At 70.0% G+C, this 18078-nt stretch carries 12 protein-coding genes; 2 read left to right on the plus strand and 10 right to left on the minus strand.

The genetic code is table 11. The features are described from left to right. Window positions 1–151 precede the first annotated feature (151 nt). The 6 genes from OHT61_RS00745 to OHT61_RS00770 form a co-directional block, all read right to left on the minus strand. On the minus strand, window positions 152–1714 hold the full coding sequence (locus tag OHT61_RS00745; protein WP_329034053.1) for an MFS transporter: 1563 nt from the start codon (window positions 1712–1714) through the stop codon (window positions 152–154). A gap of 310 nt (window positions 1715–2024) precedes the next feature. After that, a complete protein-coding gene (locus tag OHT61_RS00750) occupies window positions 2025–2603 on the minus strand; it encodes a dihydrofolate reductase family protein (RefSeq protein ID WP_329034055.1) in 579 nt (192 codons plus the stop codon). Window positions 2604–2966: 363 nt separating this feature from the next. Then, on the minus strand, window positions 2967–4778 hold the full coding sequence (locus tag OHT61_RS00755; RefSeq protein WP_329034057.1) for a vWA domain-containing protein: 1812 nt from the start codon (window positions 4776–4778) through the stop codon (window positions 2967–2969). Next, window positions 4775–5836, minus strand: coding sequence for an ATP-binding protein (locus OHT61_RS00760; protein ID WP_329034058.1), 1062 nt, complete (start codon window positions 5834–5836; stop codon window positions 4775–4777). The genes OHT61_RS00755 and OHT61_RS00760 overlap by 4 nt, the downstream gene beginning before the upstream one ends. Before the next feature lie 130 nt (window positions 5837–5966). Next, window positions 5967–6605 carry an HAD family hydrolase gene (locus OHT61_RS00765; RefSeq protein ID WP_329034059.1) on the minus strand — a complete coding sequence of 213 codons (639 nt, stop codon included), beginning with the start codon at window positions 6603–6605 and terminating at the stop codon, window positions 5967–5969. A 255-nt stretch (window positions 6606–6860) separates the two neighbouring features. Next, window positions 6861–9200 (minus strand): M4 family metallopeptidase, encoded by a 2340-nt coding sequence (locus OHT61_RS00770; RefSeq protein WP_329034061.1) that lies wholly within the window; start codon window positions 9198–9200, stop codon window positions 6861–6863. A 754-nt stretch (window positions 9201–9954) separates the two neighbouring features. Here OHT61_RS00770 and OHT61_RS00775 point away from each other — a divergent pair. Next, complete coding sequence (locus tag OHT61_RS00775; RefSeq protein ID WP_329034063.1) at window positions 9955–13986, plus strand: carboxypeptidase regulatory-like domain-containing protein; 4032 nt, start codon at window positions 9955–9957, stop codon at window positions 13984–13986. Between the two features lie 368 nt (window positions 13987–14354). Here OHT61_RS00775 and OHT61_RS00780 read toward each other — a convergent pair whose 3' ends face one another. Then, window positions 14355–14981, minus strand: a complete 627-nt coding sequence (locus OHT61_RS00780; protein WP_329034064.1) for a class I SAM-dependent methyltransferase — start codon at window positions 14979–14981, stop codon at window positions 14355–14357. Between the two features lie 156 nt (window positions 14982–15137). On the opposite strand from OHT61_RS00780, the gene OHT61_RS00785 reads away from it, so the two are divergent. Continuing rightward, a complete protein-coding gene (locus OHT61_RS00785) occupies window positions 15138–15806 on the plus strand; it encodes a lysophospholipid acyltransferase family protein (protein ID WP_329034066.1) in 669 nt (222 codons plus the stop codon). Window positions 15807–16054: 248 nt separating this feature from the next. On the opposite strand, the gene OHT61_RS00790 is transcribed toward OHT61_RS00785, so the two are convergent. From OHT61_RS00790 to OHT61_RS00795, 3 genes are all read right to left on the minus strand, one after another. Further along, window positions 16055–17104: a cytochrome P450 gene (locus OHT61_RS00790; protein WP_329034067.1), complete on the minus strand. Its 1050-nt coding sequence runs from the start codon at window positions 17102–17104 to the stop codon at window positions 16055–16057. Between the two features lie 131 nt (window positions 17105–17235). Then, complete coding sequence (locus tag OHT61_RS32455; protein ID WP_399829682.1) at window positions 17236–17316, minus strand: tryptorubin family RiPP precursor; 81 nt, start codon at window positions 17314–17316, stop codon at window positions 17236–17238. A 627-nt stretch (window positions 17317–17943) separates the two neighbouring features. Beyond that, on the minus strand, window positions 17944–18072 hold the full coding sequence (locus tag OHT61_RS00795; protein ID WP_329034068.1) for a hypothetical protein: 129 nt from the start codon (window positions 18070–18072) through the stop codon (window positions 17944–17946). Between the last annotated feature and the right edge of the window lie 6 nt (window positions 18073–18078).

The raw sequence follows: 18078 nt of genomic DNA on the forward strand, positions 1-18078 counted from the left end.
GGACGTCAGCCGGGCGGGGCGAGTGCGCGGACCCCGTTCGATCGCCGCCCGTCCAGCCGGCCGCGCGACGTCTTGCCGGACACAGGCCGATCGCCGGACGCCTTCGTACCCAAGGTGCGACGCACGGCCCTCCTGCCGCCGCCCGCAGACCTCAGAGCGCGGCTGCTTCCTCCGCCGCTCGGGCTCGGGGCGACTTGCCGTTGATCATGACTGCGCCGATGAGCGCCGCGGCGAGGAGGATGATCGCCGCCCAGGCGATGGCCACCGTGAAGCCGTGGACGGTTCCGGCGTTCACGATCCGCATGCGTTCGGCAGGTGTCAGGCCGCCCTCGCGGGCCGCCGCGGCGAGGTGGCTGGTCAGGTAGGTGGCGGTCACGGTGGTCGCGATCGTGTTCAGGAGCGACGTACCGATGGAACCGCCCACCTGCTGGGCGGTGTTGACGGTTGCCGAGGTGACCCCCGAGTCCCTCGCCGGAACCCCGCTCGTGGCCGTGGAGATGATGGGGAGGAAGGTCAGCCCGAGTCCGAAGCCCAGCAGGATGGTGCCCGGCAGGATGTGACCTGCGTAGGTGGAGTCGACGTCGAGGAACGTCAGCGAGTACATGCCGCCGGCGCTCAGCAGCAGACCGGGCACCAACAGCAGACGTGGCGCCACCAGAGGGAGCAGCCGGGCGGAGATCTGGGTGGAGCCGATGATGATTCCGGCTGACAGCGGCAGGAACGCCAGGCCTGCGCTGAGCGGCGAGTACCCGAGGATGTTCTGCAGGAAGTACGTGAGGAAGAGGAACGCGCCGAAGAGACCGATCGTCGTCATCGCCATCACGATCATCGAGCCGCCGCGGTTGCGGTCGCGGACGATCCGCAGGGGCAGCAGTGGAGCCGATGCCCTGGTCTGCCACCAGGCGAACGCGACCAGCAGTGCGACGCCGACGCTCAGCACGGCGAGGACCTCCGCGGAGCTCCATCCGAGTGCCTCGGCCCGGCTGAACCCGTACACGATCGCGACGAGGCCGGTGCTGCCGAGGAGCGCGCCCAGGATGTCGAGATGCGCGCCCGTGGTTCCTCTGCGGTCCCTGAGCAGGGTCAGCGCGCCGATGACGGTGAGAATGGCGATGGGTACGTTGACGTACAGACACCAGCGCCAGCTGAGCCATTCGGTGAGGATGCCGCCGAGCAGCAGCCCGATGGCCGAGCCGCCGCCCGCGATGGCACTGAAGATGCCGAAGGCCTGCGCGCGTTCCTTGCCGGCGGGGAACGTCGTGGTGAGCAGGGAGAGGGCGGAGGGCGCCAGGAGGGCGGCGAACACTCCCTGGAGCGCGCGGGAGAGGTAGAGCATCTCCTGACCGCCGGACGCCCCGCCGATCGCGGAGGCGCCGGCGAAACCGATGAGCCCGATGATGAACGTACGCCTGCGGCCCACGAGGTCGGCGACTCTTCCGCCCAGCAGCAGGAGACCGCCGAAGGCCAGGGTGTAGGCGGTGATCACCCACTGGCGGTTCCCGTTGCTGATGCCGAGAGCGCGCTGTGCGGAGGGGAGGGCGATGTTGACGATCGTCGCGTCGAGCACCACCATGAGCTGCGCGGTCGCGATGACGGCCAGGGCCCACCAGCGGTGCGGATCGGGTCGGTCCGCCTCGGATTCGTAAGCCTGCGACTCACCCGGTCTGCCGCTCTGCGTACCGCCGGGCTGGTGCGGGCTCGACGGATCGCTCATCGACGTCTTCCTTCGCAGTGGACCGGTTGACCTGTGCCGCCGTGCCGCGTCTGCACAACACTGGGGACAGAACATCATGAATCGGGCCGTTCTGCGTGTCCGTGCGTAGGCCGGTCCGGTGGGCCCGCCCACTCCCCTCACACGTCCGGCTCACATCCGGCCCACGCCGATGACCGCTCCACGGTGTCCGGGCGGCTGCCCCGTCCCGGGCCGGGCCACCGGTCAGCCGCCCCCACGCCCGACGACGCACCGGGACGGACAGATCCGCCGGCCGGGTTCCGCCGCTCGGCCGGCGGGATGCGGGACGGACTCAGTCGTGCACGGTGGGCCGGTAGGTGAGTTCCTGGATGTGGCCGTCCAGGGTCCGGTGTTCGATCAGTTCGAGGTCGAAGTCGGCCGCACCTCCGAAGACCGGTTCCATCCCGGTCCGGCCGGTGATCACGGGGAAGATCGTCACCTGGACGCGGTCGACCAGCCCGGCCTCCATCAGCGCCCGGTTCATCGACAGGCTGCCGTGCGAGCGCAGCGGGACCCCCGAATCCTGCTTGAGCCGCGCGACGACGTCGACGGCATCGCCGCTCACGACGCTCGCCTCCGGCCAGTCGAGAGGATCTCGGAGCGTGCGCGACACCACCGTCGCCGGGAGGCTCCTCATCCGTGTGACCCACGGGTCGCGCACCTCGGACGTCTCGGTGCTCGACGCCAGCATCCGGGCGAACGCCCGGTAGGTGTTGGCCCCGAAGACCATCCGCTGTTCCTCGTCGTACAGGGCGAGGCGGCGTTCGAGGAGCTCGGGGCCTTGTCTGCCCCAGTACCCGGACCACGTGCCGCCGGCGGCACCGTAGCCGTCCAGGCTGGAGAAGACATCGAAGGTGTAGGTGGCGGTCATGGTGCTCTCCTCGCGTACGGATGATCGTGTGCCGCCGCGCGTCGGCCACGCGTGCACGGCGTGCGTCGTCGCCGTCCCCTCCCTGCGCCCCCCTGCCCCTCGGGCCCGGCGCTGTGGCGGGCAGGTCCGAGTTCCTGCGGTGGAGGTGATCGCAGTGTGACACCTGGGCGCCGTGGAGTCCGGTGCGACATGGCCCCCTTCCGATCGTTTCGGAGCGGCCATCGCCGGTCGGTCGGCGGGCGGGGGCACATCGGTCTGCCGGTGCGCGCCGGCCGCCACCCGCTGCGGTATCGCCGCGCCTGAGCCATGAAGTGTCACCGTCACGCAGGCGACGGTGGCCGGCCGTGCGCCGAACCGCTCAGTTCAGCTCAGCCGGAACACCGGACCTCGGGGTGTGAACGGCAGTCTCGCACCCTCGGGAATCAGGTAGGCGTGCTCGCGGCGGACACGCAGTGTGTCGCACCATCCGTCGGTGATGACGAGTACCGGAGCCGTCGGCGGGAAGTCGTCGGCTCTGCACAACAGGTCGATGCCCGGCTGCAGTTCGGTTCCGCCACGACCACGGACTCGCACCCGGCCCGCGATCTCGGCCGGAGGAAGGTATCCCGCGTCGTACGGCGCCGCGTCGCAGAAGACCACCCGCGCCGCCGGCACGTCACGTGCCTCCGCGTACGAGGCGATCGCCCCGAGCGCCTTGCCGAGCAGGGTGGCGCTCATCGAGCCGGAGGTGTCGAGTACGACTCCGAAGGTGCAACGCGCCGCCTCCTCGTCGGGGAAGTACCGGCCGGCGCGCGGTATGTCCGGGGTCGAAGCCTGCCGCCGGGCTGGGCGGGCGTAGGAACGCACGGGCTGAGGCCGGGGTACGTATGCGTCGAACCACCGGGCGAGTTGCGCGTCCCACGGCACCGGCGGGTGGGCCAGCGCCCGTATCTCCTGGACCAGCCCGGCGGGCAGCAGACCACGTCCGCCGTACTGGTGCAGGTCGAATCCCTGGACGAGGCCGCGCCGGTAGAAGTCGTCGAGGTCCGCGTACGGGCGGGCGGCGGGGTGTCGCAGTGGCTCGCCGAGTACGTCACCGAGCCCCTTGCCCCGCAGGGTCGCGAGCCGTCGCCGGCGGCGCAGGTCGCCCGCCATCCGGTCGTACACCTCCTCCGCCGAGAGGTCGCGCAGCTGTGGGTCGTACAGCACGCCGTCCGGCATGTCGCCCACGCGCATGCGGACCAGCCAGTCGTTGACGACGTAGTCGGCGGCGACGTTGAAGAGGAACGGGTCCCGGCCACCCCGGCGTTCGCCGTGGCGCAGGGCGGCGTGCAGTATCTCGTGGGCGAGGACGAAACGCCACTGCTCGTCGGTGAGTTCACGCAGAGGATTGATGTAGATCTCCCCGACGGCGGAGTTCACCGCGGCGGTGGTGATGCCGTGGGTCCGGGCCAGTTCCGCGTCGGCGACGACGGTGATTCCCGCGGCGATTCCGCCGAGCAGCGGGTAGGAGGACACGAACCAGTTCAGGGCGCGGTTCCACGGCTGCTGCGGGGCGCGTTCGCCGGTCTCCCGGTCGACGCGGCCGCCTGCCGTGTCCATGGCGGTGGAGACGGCACGGGTGAGCGCGCGGGCGAAGGCCGCCTCCCAGTCGGGGACCGTGGTGTTCCAGCCGTTCCAGGTCGTGAGGATCTGGTCCGGCTGCCCGCCTGCGGTGCCGCACCTCTCGTACTCTGCGGGAATGCCGTCGCGGCGCCAGCGGGCGGCGAGTTCCCCCTCGTCGCCGGATGGGTAGGCCGCGGGGAGGTCGTCGGGGGGACGGCCCATCGGAAAGGTGAGCAGGAAGCGGTTGACGACCGTGCAGCGGGCTGCCAGGTCGTACCGGTCGGGCTGGACGCGCGGGTCGTCCTTGGACGCCGGCACGTGGCCGAAGCCCAGGTGCAGCACGCAGTGAGCGAGGACCCAGGCCCATTCGGCCGGCTCCGCCCGCTTCGTGGGGTGTACGTGCACCTTGCCGCCGGAGGTGACGGCGGCCAGTCCCCCGGCCGGGGTCAGGGCACACGGGTGCTCACGGCAGACGGAGAAGGCGACCGCACCGAAGGCGGGATTCCGCTTGAGCAGCACGAGTCCCGCCGCGAAGGCCTCGGCGGCTGGATCCGGCTTGTCGCCGTTCTTCCTGCCACGGCCGGCCTTCATCGTCGGGCCTCGACCAGCCGGGGCATGTCGCGCGCCGCCTCGACGAGAAACCAGGCGGGCAGCACCGGCTGACCGTCGGCGTCGTCGGCGATGACGGTCTGCGCCACCTCGACCGAGATCTCGGCGAGCTGTACGAGCAGCGACTTGGCCCGGTAGGAGGTCTGCCGCATCGACTCGGACACGTGCTCCCTCTGCCGCGGGAGATCCTTCACCAGCCGCCCGCGGAACGCGTCGGCCAGGTAGTAGAGGAGGTCGCGGTCCCCGAGTCCGGCCGGCCACGAGGCATCGCCCTTGAGGATCGCCTCGATGCCGAAGGTGTGGCGCACGATCTTTGCATAGCCGCAGAAGGACACGGCGTGCGCCGGCGTCAGTGTGCCGTGCACGATCACCTTCAGGGTGTCCTCGTCGATGTCCGGCCCGAAGGAGTGCAGGGCGTCGGACAGCATGTGCCAGGACCGGGGGGTGGAGAACGGCTCCTCGGTCTTGGGCGGCTGGGACCACAGGTGGTCGGGGCGGTCGGTGACGTAGTCGGTCACCCAGGGGTGGATTCCGTTCTCCCCCGCCCAGATCAGCCAGTCCGCGGCCGAAGCACGCAGATGGACGTGCGTGAGCCGGTTGACGAGGGCGGACGCGACAGGCCTGGCCAGCGCGTTGTCGGTGGCGCGGTTCCCGGCCCCGATGACGATCGATCCGGCGGGCAGCTCGTACGATCCGATGCGCCGGTCCAGGATCAGCGAGTAGAAGGCCTTCTGGACGTCCGGGGTGGCGGCGTTGAGCTCGTCGAGGAACAGGCAGTACGGTTCGTCGCGCGCGATGGCCTCCGGCGGGCAGAACACGGACCGCCCGTCGCGGATCTGCGGCACACCGATCAGGTCCTCGGGGGCGAGCTGCGTTCCCAGGAGACTGACGCACTCGAGTCCCAGCGACTCCGCGAAGTCGCGGACGAGCGACGACTTGCCGATTCCGGGCGCTCCCCACAGGAACACGGGCCGCACGGTGGCGAGTCCGAGCAGCAGGTCGGGAATGCGGGCGGGAGTGACGGTGACGGCGGACTGCACGCGGAGGTTTCCTTCGGGACGTCGGAGGTCGAGCACGCTCAGTATGGGAGGCGCGCCGGGCCGTCGCAGCCGAATATGGGGCCGCCCGACGGGGCGGAGAGGAACCCGGACGGCGTCCGTGCGGCAGGTGTCAGTCGTGCGGATCGCGCCAGTCGTCCTGGCCGTCGGTGTACAGATGAGCCTCGATGCGTGCGATCGTCCGGGCGTTGTCCTCGAAGAGGAACGCCTGCATGCCCGCGGCCCGGGCGGCCTCGACGTTGACGGCGAAGTCGTCGATGAGAAGGCATACTTCAGGCCGCACATCCAGGACGCCGCACAGGGCCTCGAAGGCACGTGGGTCAGGCTTCTCGATGCCGGTCTCGTGCGAGTAGACGATCCGGTCGACCAGTTCGTCGAAGCCGTACAGTGCCGTCTCGCGCTGCCGGGCGCCGACGAAACTGTTGCTCAGGATGCCCAGTCGGCAACGTCCGCGCAGCGCTCGCACATACGCGATCAGTTCCTCGTTCGGCGTCCCGAGGTACTCCGTCCAGAGATCGGTCATGAAAGCGTGCACCTCGGAGCCGTCGAGCCCGAGGCGCCTGCCCACCTGGTCGTGCACCTCCTGCTCGCTGATGGTCCCGACGCTCCCCGCTTTCCAGACATCTCCCATCCGCTCGTGCACGGTGCCCGGTCGAAGGCCGAGCCGCTCCTCCCACCGCTGCACCCACCCCGTCTCCGGGGTCAACTCCAGCACACCTCCGATGTCGAGTACGACGCAGGTCCTGCTCACCCGAACTCCCTCCCCGTCCTGCCGGGTCGCCGACCGCGTACAGCCGCTTCCGTGATCCGATCACTGTCGTCCTCCCTTCCTGGGCAAGTCAAGCAATGCGGGAAGCCGCGACGGCCCTGTTGCGGACTGAACAGTCGGACCACCGCCGTGCGCGGTCGGGGACGGCCACCCGAGCGTGCCGCACCCGGGCCCCGGCAACACCGGGAGGCCCGGGACGACGTGACGTCGTCCCGGGCCTCCCGGTCGGAACACGGGTCAGATGGCGCTGACCGTGGTGTCGTCGATGAGGAAGGTGGTCTTGGATACGGAGTCCTCGGTGCCCGTGAACGTGAGGGTGACGGTCTTGCCCACGTACGGGGTCAGGTCGACCGTCCGCTGGAGGTATCCGGTGCTCTTGTCCAGGTTGGACCACGTACCCAGGGTGGAACTGCCCGCCTTGACGGTCAGCTTGTCGTACGCGGCCGACTTCGGGGCCTCGTCGGTCGTGACGAGGAGGTGGAAGGAAAGGGTCGCGAAGGTGCAGGAGGCCGGGACGGTCACCTTCTGGGACAGTGTGTCTGTGTGGGTGGTGCCGTAGCCACCGAGCCATGCCTTGTAGCGGCCGGTGCGCGCCGGGGTCTCGGAACTGTTGTCGATCACACCGGGGCTCTGCGACCAGGCCGTGGGCCCGCTCTCGAAGCCGGGGTTCGCGAACAGCTGGCTGACGCCGCAGCCGCTGCCCTGGGGCTGGACGGTCCACGTGAAGCGCGCGTTGGCCACGGTGTTCTTCGAGTCGCGCACCGTCACGATCGCGTGGAAGGTCCCGGCCTTCGTCGGGGTGCCCGAGATCAGCCCGGTGGTGGCATTGATCGCCAGGCCGGTCGGGAGACCGGTCGCGGAGCGGGTCACACCGGGGTTGGTGCTGCCCGTACGCGGTTGCAGGGAGACCGGCGTGCCGACCACACTGTGCTGGTCACCGGGGTTGGTGACGTAGGCACCGTTGGGGCGGCTGCCGACGCTGATCGCTGCCCAGGTGTCGGCGACCGTCGTGTAGGTCGCGCTCCCCTCACCCCAGAGATCGGCGGCTGCCTGGAGCGACTGCACGCGGGCGGCGGCGTAGCCGGTGGTGGAGGTGAAGCGCTCGGTGAGTGCCTTGTACCAGAGCTTGAGGGCGTTCTCCCGGCCGATTCCGGGCACGGGGAGGCCGTCGGCCGTGGGGCTGTTGTAGGTGACGCCGTTGATCGTCTTTTCGCCGCTGCCCTCGGCCAGCAGGTAGAAGAAGTGGTTGGCGGGACCGGAGGAGGAATGCACCTCGACCTGCTCAAGACCGCTGAACCAGTAGTCGGGTGACGAGCCGTCCCTGCTCGGCCTGTCCATGTAGCGCAGCGGCTCGCCGTTGCCGAAGAGCTTCTCGCCGATGAGGTAGTCGCCGGCGTCGGCCTGGTTGTCGGCGTAGAACTCCACCCCGGTGCCCATGATGTCCGAGGTGGCCTCGTTCAGACCACCGGACTCTCCCTCGTAGATCAGACCGGCTGTGTTGGAGGTGACGCCGTGGGTCATCTCGTGGCCCGCCACGTCCAGTTCGGTCAGCGGACGGGAGTCGTCCGCCCCGTCGCCGTAGGTCATGCAGAAGCAGTCGTCGTCCCAGAAGGCGTTGGCGTACGAGGTGCCGAAATGGGTGCGGGAGGTCGCACCGACACCGTCGTCACGGATCCCCCGGCGCCCGAACATGTCCTTGTAGAAGTCCCAGGTCTTCTGGGCGCCGTAGGCCGCGTCGACACCGGCGGTCTGCACGCTGGCGCCGTTGCCGTCGCCCCAGACGTCGTCGTCGTCGCGGTACGGGTTGAGGGTGTCGCCGTGGTTCAGGTCGAACGTCTCATGACCGCCACGACTGGCATCGCTCAAGGTGAACGTCTGCCCCGTGGGTGTCGTGGTCAGGTCGACCTGGCCACTGTACTGGCTGTGGCCCGTACCGGTCTGGATGTCCTGGTAGTGGCGGATCTCGACGCCGGTCGTGGCGTCGGTGATCACGTGCAGACGGCTCGGGGTGCCGTCGTGCTGCGTCCCCTCGACCACCGACTCCCAGGCGAGCTTCGGCTTCCCCTTCGCCGCCCAGACGACAGCGCGGGGCGTGGCTGCGGACGGGCGGGCGACACCGTCCTTCCTCGCGGCCCACAGGGCGTAACGCCTGGCCGAGGCGGCGCTCTTGACGGCCTTGCCGTCGGTCGTCGCGATCGAGGTCCTGGTGGCCATGTCGGTGCCGGTGACAGCGCCGTCCGGGTTCCGGTGGACGATCAGGTCACCGCCGAGGACCGGCATTCCCGAGTACGTGCGTTCGTAATGCGTGTGAGTCGTTCCGTCCCTGTTCTTGCCGACCGACCTGACGACCAGTTGCTCCTTGGCGCTGAGGCGCAACTGGGCGGCCGTGTCGGCCCTTTGGGACCGCGCCCGGGTCAGCAGGGCCGCCCGCTCGGTCGGGGAGAGCGTGGCCGGCAGCGCGCCCGCGCGAGGCGCGGGAGTGGCTGCGGGGCGGGCGTTCGTACGTCCTGCCGTCACAGCGGTGTGGCTGTCGGCCGAGGCCGGGCCGACGGGAAGACCGACGGCGATCACAGCCATTCCCGATATGAGGGCACTTGCGGTGAATCTGGGTGTGCGCACGTATCACTCTCTCTGCGGCCTCCGCCGAGGGTGGCCGGGGCGGTCCGGGCAGATCGCCATGTGCCTATGGACCGCCCGGATGACGTGTGTTGCGAAACTACATGGCTTAGAAACGGGCACAGAGTGACATCTTCTGCTGGTTGGTGTCATGTAGCCATGATCACTTCGGCTGAAAATCGACCCCACCCCATCACTGCGCGTACACCATCAGGCGCAGTATCTCCGCATTCACCAGCACTTGATGTGACTTTCCGCCACCCATGAAGACCGGGTTCCACGTCGTAGAGCGCTTTCCAGCCATTACATGATCATTGCCATGCTTGCCCTATCAAGTTTGCCGAGGTGGCCTGCATACTCACGGCTGGCAACACGTTCGTACGGGGCGCCGGGACAACGTCGCACCGAGGAGCGTTCGTGCGCAGGAGACTCGTCCGGCTGGACGAGCGCCTTCGAAGCCGTGAGACGGGTTGGCACCGCGACCAAGTGGTGCCACACGCCGGGAGCCTTCCGGATCGGCTTGACCCGCCCCGCCTGGATTCGAAGGGTCAACTTGTTCATGGAAAGACGTGGGCGTTCTCGCGCCCTGCCGGCGCTGATAGCCGCCGCCTGTCTCGGGATCCTCGCCGCAGCGCCGACGCCCGCCCTGGGGGCCGGACCGGCAGCACGGGCCGGAAGTTCGCTGTCCCCCGGCGACCGGGCAAAGATCGACAAAATGATCGCCGACCAGAAACGCGCACGGAAGGAGGCAGCCGCCTCTGCCGACCGGACGCCGGACAACGTGGACGCGGCGTGCGACGTCCCGAAGTCGGCGCACGAGGCGGTCTGCTTCGCCATGCGGGTCAAGGACGTGCACGGCGGGAAGGGGCTCCGCGCGGCCTCCGACACCCCGGCAGGCCTGGCGCCCGGTGACCTGCTGAACGCCTACAACCTGCCTGCCGGTGGCGGCGCCGGCGCGACCATCGCCGTCGTCGCGGCCTACGACAATCCGAAGGCCGCCGCCGACCTCGCCCTGTACCGGGAGCAGTTCGGCCTCCCCCCGCTCGAAGAAGGCCAGTTCGTCAAGGTCAACCAGCGCGGTGACCAGGGGGATTACCCCTCACCCGAGAGCGGATGGGCCGCGGAGATCTCCCTCGACCTGGACATGGTGTCGGCCGTCGCGCCGAAGGCCAAGATCATCCTTGTCGAGGCCGACAGCTCCAGGCACACCGATCTCGGTGCGAGCGTGAACACCGCGGTCGAACTGGGTGCGACCTACGTGTCCAACAGCTACGGACTGCCTTACTCCGCGACGTCGGGCACCGGCGAGGCCGCCGAGTTCACGGACCTCGCGGAGCAGTATTACGACCACCCCGGGGTGGCAGTGGTCGCAAGCAGTGGTGACAGCGGCCACGGCGTCACGTTCCCCGCTTCCGCCTCCACTGTCACGTCCGTCGGTGGTACCTCCCTGGTGCGGGACGGGTCCACCACGCGCGGCTGGAACGAGACGGTCTGGGCAGGTGCCGGTTCGGGCTGCTCCGCCTTCGCGCCGAAGCCCGCCTACCAGAAGGACACCGGGTGCGACCGGCGCTCGGTCTCCGACGTCTCGGCGGTCGCCGACCCGGAGACCGGCGTCGCCGTCTACAACACGTACGGCGAATACGGCGTGGGCTGGAGTCAGTACGGCGGAACCAGCGCCGCGGCCCCGATCATCACGGCGACCTACGCACTCGCCGGTCCGGTGGCGGAGGGGGCCCGGCCCGCCGGCTTCCCCTATGCGAACCCCCGCCTCAACGACATCACGTCGGGTTCGAACGGCTCCTGCTCCCCCGCCTATCTCTGTAACGGCGCCGTGGGTTACGACGGGCCCACCGGTCTCGGCACGCCCAATGGAACCGCGGCTTTCCGCCAGGGACCGACCGGCACGCTGAGCGGCAAGGTCACCGACGGGGCACACAAGCCGCTGCCGGGTCGACGCGTGACTCTGGCCGACGGCTCCGGACGACTCGTCTACTCCACGAGGAGCGACGGCGACGGCGCGTACCGGCTCAACGTCTCGCCCGGGACGTACAAGGCGTCCGCGACCCTCTTCGGACACAAGACCGCCACGGGCAGCGCCCTCGTCTCCGCGGGCAAGACCGCCAAGGCGGACCTCGCACTCGTGAAGCTCCCCACGCGGAGGGTGTCCGGCAAGATCGTGGACGGCTCCGGTCAGGGCTGGCCGCTTCACGCGAAGATCACGTTCGACGAGGTGCCGGACGGGGTGTTCTACACCGATCCCAAGACCGGCGTCTACTCGGTGGATCTGCCGAGTGGAAGCACGTACACACTGCACGCCACACCGGTCTATCCCGGTTACAGGACGCCGTCCGACGCGAGGATCGCTCTCGGCACGAAGGACGTGCGCCACGACATCTCCGTCAAAGCCGACGTCACGTCATGTGTGGCACCCGGCTACGGCTACGACACACAAGCCGCCTTCGAGGACTGGAGCACCGGACCCCGCAACGGGTGGAGCGCCTCGAACGCCGACGGGACCACCAGCGGCTGGCGGTTCGATCAGCCCGGCACGGCCAATCTGACCGGTGGCACGGGCGGCTTCGCAACTGCCTCTCCGGGAATCGACGGAGACACGGATGCCGTCGAGGACACCACTCTGACCTCGCCGGTGTTCGATCTGAGCCGGCGCACACATGCCGACCTCCACTTCGACACGACCATGTACGACGCGTTCGAGGCCGGCGCCACCTTCGATGCCGCAGTCAGCGTCGACGACGGTCGGACGTGGAACAGCGTGTTCAACGAGGCCCGCCCGATCGTGGTGCCGCACCACGTGACCGTTCCGCTTGCTTCGGCCCTCGGCCACAGCGAGGTCCGGCTGCGCTTCCGCTTCAAGGGCAAGGGTTGGTCCCAGGTCCAGCTCGACAACGTGCTGGTCGGGGAGTGCCGACGACTCGGCGGCGGGCTGATCACCGGCGTCGTCAGGGACGCGAACACCCAGCGCCCGCTCAACGGTGCCGAAGTGACGGCCACCTGGGCCCCGAAGTCGGACCCGTACCGCACCGCCGTCAGCGCGAGGCTGCCGGGCGACAACGGGTCCGACGGCTCCTACTGGCTGTACAGCCCGCACGCCGGACGCGGCTCGATCAGCACCTCGGCACCTCGCTACTCCACGGGCGTCGGCAGGGTCGCCGCTTCCGGCAAGGTGAGTGAGTACAACCCCGCTCTGAACGCAGGTCGTCTGAAGGTGACGCCCGGAGCGGTGGGACTGAGCGCGGCCCTGGACGGCAGGGCCGGTCAGGACATCACTCTCACCAACACCGGGCGTGCGCCGCTCACGGTCGCCTTGTGGGAGCAGAGCGGGAGCGCCGCCGCGAAGGCGGGGACGACACCCGAGGCCGCAGCGTGGCGCGACCTTCCCGGTCACCCGAAGGCGGTCAAGGACAACGTCATCAGCTCCTACGAGGGCAGCATCTACTCGGTGGGCGGCTACGCCGGCACGACCATCTACGCAAGCGGATACGTCCTGGCTCCCGGTGCCGGGTCCTGGTCGCGCATCGCGCCGCTTCCTGAACCGCGCACGGATGCCACAGGCGTCTTCCTCGACGGCACGCTCTACGTCGTCGGCGGCTACCACTTCGGTGCCAACGGCGTGTCCGTCCCTTCGTCGACCGCGTTCGCCTACCACCCCCGGAGCAACAGCTGGTCCCGGGTGGCCGACCTTCCGGAGGCGTCCGGCTCCGGCTCGGCTGCGGTTCTCGACGGGAAGCTCTACTACGTAGGCGGAAAGGACAGCTCACTCGACGACACGAAAGCCTCCTACAGCTACGATGCCGCTCGCGACCGGTGGAGCCGAATCGCGGACTATCCGATCGCGCTCACGCACGGCGGGTGCGGTGGCGTGATGAGCGCTCTCGTGTGCGCGGCCGGCGGATCCGTCGTGCAGACCGACAGCGGTGCCCACATCGAAATGACGGCCCGCGCCTTCACCTACAGCCCTGAAGCGGACGTCTGGCGTCGGGTCGCCGACATGCCCTACGCGACGGCAGGGGCGTCCTATGCGGCGACCGGGGGCAGACTGCAGGTCGTGGGAGGTCACATCTGGGGGGACAGCGCCCCCAAGCAACCCCGCACGGTCGAGTACGACCCCGTCACGGACGCCTGGACGACCCTGCCCGAGACGCCCCGCTGGACGAACCGGGGAGGACACAGCACCGGCTGCGGACTCGTCGACATCGGCGGCCAGGACGCGCCCACGGGAACCACCACGACAGGCGCCGCCATCCTGACCGGGACCGACCAGTGTGCCGGCGACGACGTCCACTGGCTGTCCACGAGTGCGACGAAGGTGACCCTGGCACCGGGCCGCTCCACCCGGGTCCGCGTCACGGCGGATGCCCGGACGCTCACCGCTCCGGGCGGCTACGCCGCCGCCCTGTCGATGATCGACGACTCGCCCTACCGGAACGCGCCTGTTGCGGTCACGCTGAAGGCGACCGCCCCCGCGTCGTACGCGGAGATCACCGGTACGGTCACCGGCGGAAGCCGCACCACGCTCCCCGGCGCGAAGATCACCCTGTCCCGCGGCGGCAAGCAGCTCGTCACCACCACCACGAACGCCGAGGGCGTGTACCGCGTGTGGGTGAAGAGCGCCGCGGACAAGACCACGGTCACGGTCACGAACGACGGTTACGCCCCGAGCAGCAAGGAGGTGAACACCGTCGTCGGCGGCCGCACTACGGCCGACTTCGCCCTGCGGACCCAGTAGCAGGACCGTGTCGGCGGGTGAGTACGCCGACCGGATGAGAGCGTGTGCCCGACCGGACTCCTCGGTCGGGCACACGTGTTGAGGACGGGTATCGCAGCGCGTTCGCCCGCACCGGGACCGTGTGGGGCAACGGGCTCGGGCTCACGGGCCCGCGCACAGGGCGTCGGTCGGCCACGGGACCGTCGGCGCCGGGCAGACATCCCCGTCCCGTCGACACGATCAACTCACCTGGTGCGACTCGGGCGTGGGGACTCCTCCCCCGCCCGACGGCTCTCCGTGCGGTCGTTCCGGCGGTCGTCGCGGCCCTGGCGCTGCTGTCGTCTTCGGCCCGCAGAGCTGAGGGACGGCGGCCCGTCGGCGAGGACGGCTCACGCAGTGGGACGCGCATGCACGCTGACGGCGTATCCGCAGTCCTGGTCGTAGGCTTCGCCGCTCCAGGTCCCGTAGCGCCCGCGCAAAGTCAGTCCGGCCTGCGTACACCACGCGTCGACTTCTTCGAGGGTGACCGGGGGTTCGGGCAGGGGCAGGTGCGCGGCATCCAGCCCCATGCCCGTGACCAGCAGGCCGCCGGGCCGCAGCAGGCCCGCCAGCTGCCGGATCACGGCGGGCTCGGTGCCGGGGGCCAGCAGGGGGATCACGTTTCCCGCGGCGAGCGCCAGGTCGAAGCCCGGCTCCAGGCCCAGGGCGTCCAGCCGGGCCAGGTCACCGAGGAGCCACTCCTGTCCGGGTGCCTGGCGTCGGGCGACGGCGAGCATGGAGGGATCGAGGTCCACACCCGTGCAGTGGTGGCCCAGCTCGGCGAGCCGGATCGCGATGCGACCGGTGCCGCATCCGGCATCGAGCACCCGGGCTCCAGGCTTCAGCAGGGCGGCGCAGAAGGCGGCCTCGCCGTGGACGTCCTGCCCGGATTCGGCGAGCCGGGCGAAGCGCCGGGCGTATTCCTCCCCCGCCTGACCGCCGGTCAGTTCGGCCCAACGGTCACGTTGCCCAGTCATCTTCGGCGTGCCTTCCGGTCGGCCCCGCGCATCCGGAGCGAGGGGGTCCCATCACTGTTCCTCGGCGATCCGCCACGAATGAGTAGGACGACTCATGTCCGCGCGGTGTCCGCCCACGATGATGGAGATCAACACTACCGAAACCCGGGGGCCCTCATGCTCAGTCGTATCGCCGACATCCTCGTGCCGGTCGTCGGCCGCTTGTCGGTGACCTGCGACCCCGGTGCCCACCTCGCGCCGGGCAGCATCGTCGCGGCCAACCACACGTCTCTCGCCGACCCCGCCATCGTGGTCGCGGCCCTGCGACGCCTCGGGGCCGAGCCGGTCATCATGGCGGCCGCGGGCCTGTGGCGCATCCCGCTCCTCGGCCGCGCGCTCGCACGCGAAGGGCACATCCCCGTCGTACGAGGGGACCGCCGCGCCGCCGCTTCGCTGGACGCCGCGGCGGAAGCCCTGGAGCGGGGACGGCTCGTCCTCATCTACGCCGAGGGCGGGCTGCCGCGCCGCAAGGACGCCGCGGAAGCGGCACCCGGAACCTTCCGGAGCGGCCTGGCCCGGCTCGCCGAGCGCACCGGCGCACCCATCGTGCCCGTGGGCCAGGCCGGCGCCCGCCGGGTCACCTCGGGGAGCCCGGTCAAACAGTTCGGCGGCCTGGTCACAGCGCCCCTGCGCCGACCGGACCTTCATGTGCACATCGGAGCGCCGCTCGAACCGACCGGTGGCCGCGTACTCCGGACGTCCACGGCGCACACGGCGGTGACCGCCGCCTGGCGCACGGCCGCCCACCGCCTGGGCGAGGCATCCGCCTCCGCTGTCCCGTCGTAGGGTTCACGGTGCGGAGCGGTTCGCCCGGCCCACTCCGCACCGGTTCGGCCGCGTGGTGGTGCACACCTCGATGGCGGCCAGGTGGCGCGCGCTCGGGCCCGGTTCGAGCGCCTCGCACGCCGGGCGTCAGCCGGAGCCGCCCACGCAGAGGCGCCGATGGCGCGGTAGTCCCCGGCTGGCACCCTGTGACGCCGTGAACGGCGTCGGCCGCGTGTACGCCGACTCGTGGATCTCTCCCAGGGCAGCCCTCAGGAGGCTTGCGTGAGGTGTACGTCTTCGACGCCGAGGAGGCCGAGGAGAGGTACTTTGCCGGTGGTCTGCGCCGGGTCGACTGTGAGACCGGTGCGGCGTACGTGGTCCAGCAGGAGTTCGGCGAGGGGATGGACCATGTGTCGACCCCAGCAGCGTTCGGAGGTGTGGCCGAAGGGGAGGTACCCGGGCGTGTTGTCGGGGTCCAGGTCGTTCCAGCGTTCGGGGCGGAAGCTCTCGGGGTCGTCCCAGAGGGCTGGGTCGCGGTGGGACAGCAGCGGCAGTACGAGTACGTCGTCGCGGGTGCCGATGCGGTCGTCGATGGCCGGGTACTCGGGCGAGGCGTTGCGCAGGATGTTCCAGGACGGCGGCAGGAGGCGCAGGGATTCCAGAATGATGTTCCGGTTCGACGTCGCGTCGTCGAACGGGGCGCCGAGCCAGAGGGCGTTGGCGACGAGGGTGGAGACGGTGAAGCACACCGGCGCCGCGGCTCTGCGATAGATACCCATGGCGTAGCGGCGTTCCTGGTAGCCGGTGGCCTGGGCCGCGCGGGTGGCGAGACCGGTGAGGCCGTCGTCGCCGGGCCGGGGCCAGCCGGGCAGCGCAGCGCCGACGGCGATCACCGACCAGGTGAGCTTGGGCGTCAGTTCCAGGTAGCGGCTCATGAGGATGCGCAGCCGGTAGGGGTCACGGCCCAGGATGAGGTCGCGCAGGAAGAGGTGTCCGGTCAGTGGCCAGGGGCCCGACAGGTCCACGTTCGTGGGCAGCGGGCCCGCCAGGGCCTGGCGCACGTCGCTGCCGACGGTGCGGGTCACCGAGGATGCCTCGGTGCGGGTGATGGAGCGCCCGTGGAGCGGTTTGAAGGTCGGCCGTTCCGTCTCCGTGGCCCGGCGTGCAGCGAGTACGCGGTCGGTGATTTCGGGGCCGGCGACCCCGATGGTGTCCGGCTCCAGCCGGAAGACGTCCTGGCCGAGGTGATTGCTGATGAGTGCGGCCAGCCGCGGGGCGAACACGGTGGTGCGCGTGCGCGCGGCGGATGACGACGGCATGGATTCTCCGGTGCGGTCAGCGACGAGGTCGGTCGGGGCGGAACGGGGGGAGGAGAGTCGGCGGCACCGTCGTCCGGTGGCCCGCTGAGGGCACACCGGACAACGATGTCACCGCGTGTGTGGCGGCGGGATCAGTACCAGATGTACCAGGCGCTGGCCTTCAGGCTCTTGCCGGCCGCGACCTTGTTGCGAATGGAGAAGAGAAGCTTCATGGTGCACCTCCGTGTGGAGTGGACGGTCGCACGTGGTCGCGCCTGCCGGAGCCGGAATCGATCACGTGCTTTGGACGTCGAGAAGCTTCCCTGATCCGATAACCGGATAGTGGTCACCGCTGGCAAAGATTTCCTCTGCAACGTTTCCCGGCCTGTCGGCAACTGACGGGTAACGATGGCACCGCACCCTCCGGGGGACGTGGGGATGCCGGTGTGATCGCCCTTCCGTGCTGGCCAAGCACACGAAGAGGACTGCGTGCAGAGCCCGCAACCGATGCCGCGCGGGATGAACTCCGCTTCGTTGCTTCCGCGTTCAGCGCTCAACGATTGGCCGAATAGGTGCACAGCCCCTATGGGTGCATTGTCCGATTGAGGGCATGCGGTACGCCGGAAGGGCCGTCACACCCCGGCCGTGTCGCGCGAGCGGCCGCCCGGGCCTGCAACGGCTGCAAGACCGAAGCCGTCGAACACTCCGCCCAACTCGGCTTCGGCCTGGGGAGCGTCCAGCGTGATCCCACCGTCCGCGACGTCCACCGTCCCACCCCGACACCGCGTCATCGAACGCACCCTCGGCCGGCTGAGGGACCACCACCGCTCGGCCGCCAACAGGAGACCCGCTTGCCCCGTTCAGCCGGTCATGACGAGGTCGCGCATCGTGGCGACGGCTTGCACGCCGGGAGCAGCCGGGCGAGGGGTGAGCGCGTCCCGCGAGGGCATCGGCCTTCGGGCCAGGACGGTGGCGATGAACGTGGTCACGGCCTG

Origin of the sequence: Streptomyces sp. NBC_00178 (genome assembly GCF_036206005.1) — a bacterium.
Lineage (GTDB): Bacteria > Actinomycetota > Actinomycetes > Streptomycetales > Streptomycetaceae > Streptomyces.

Excerpts from the sequence above, each read along its gene's own strand:
- OHT61_RS00745 (WP_329034053.1), bottom strand. The coding sequence starts at position 1,714 with ATGAGCGATCCGTCGAGCCCGCACCAGCCCGGCGGTACGCAGAGCGGC.
- OHT61_RS00750 (WP_329034055.1), bottom strand. The coding sequence starts at position 2,603 with ATGACCGCCACCTACACCTTCGATGTCTTCTCCAGCCTGGACGGCTAC.
- OHT61_RS00755 (WP_329034057.1), bottom strand. The coding sequence starts at position 4,778 with ATGAAGGCCGGCCGTGGCAGGAAGAACGGCGACAAGCCGGATCCAGCC.
- OHT61_RS00770 (WP_329034061.1), bottom strand. The coding sequence starts at position 9,200 with ATGGCTGTGATCGCCGTCGGTCTTCCCGTCGGCCCGGCCTCGGCCGAC.
- OHT61_RS00775 (WP_329034063.1), top strand. The coding sequence starts at position 9,955 with ATGATCGCCGACCAGAAACGCGCACGGAAGGAGGCAGCCGCCTCTGCC.
- OHT61_RS00780 (WP_329034064.1), bottom strand. The coding sequence starts at position 14,981 with ATGACTGGGCAACGTGACCGTTGGGCCGAACTGACCGGCGGTCAGGCG.
- OHT61_RS00785 (WP_329034066.1), top strand. The coding sequence starts at position 15,138 with ATGCTCAGTCGTATCGCCGACATCCTCGTGCCGGTCGTCGGCCGCTTG.
- OHT61_RS00790 (WP_329034067.1), bottom strand. The coding sequence starts at position 17,104 with ATGCCGTCGTCATCCGCCGCGCGCACGCGCACCACCGTGTTCGCCCCG.
- OHT61_RS32455 (WP_399829682.1), bottom strand. The coding sequence starts at position 17,316 with ATGAAGCTTCTCTTCTCCATTCGCAACAAGGTCGCGGCCGGCAAGAGC.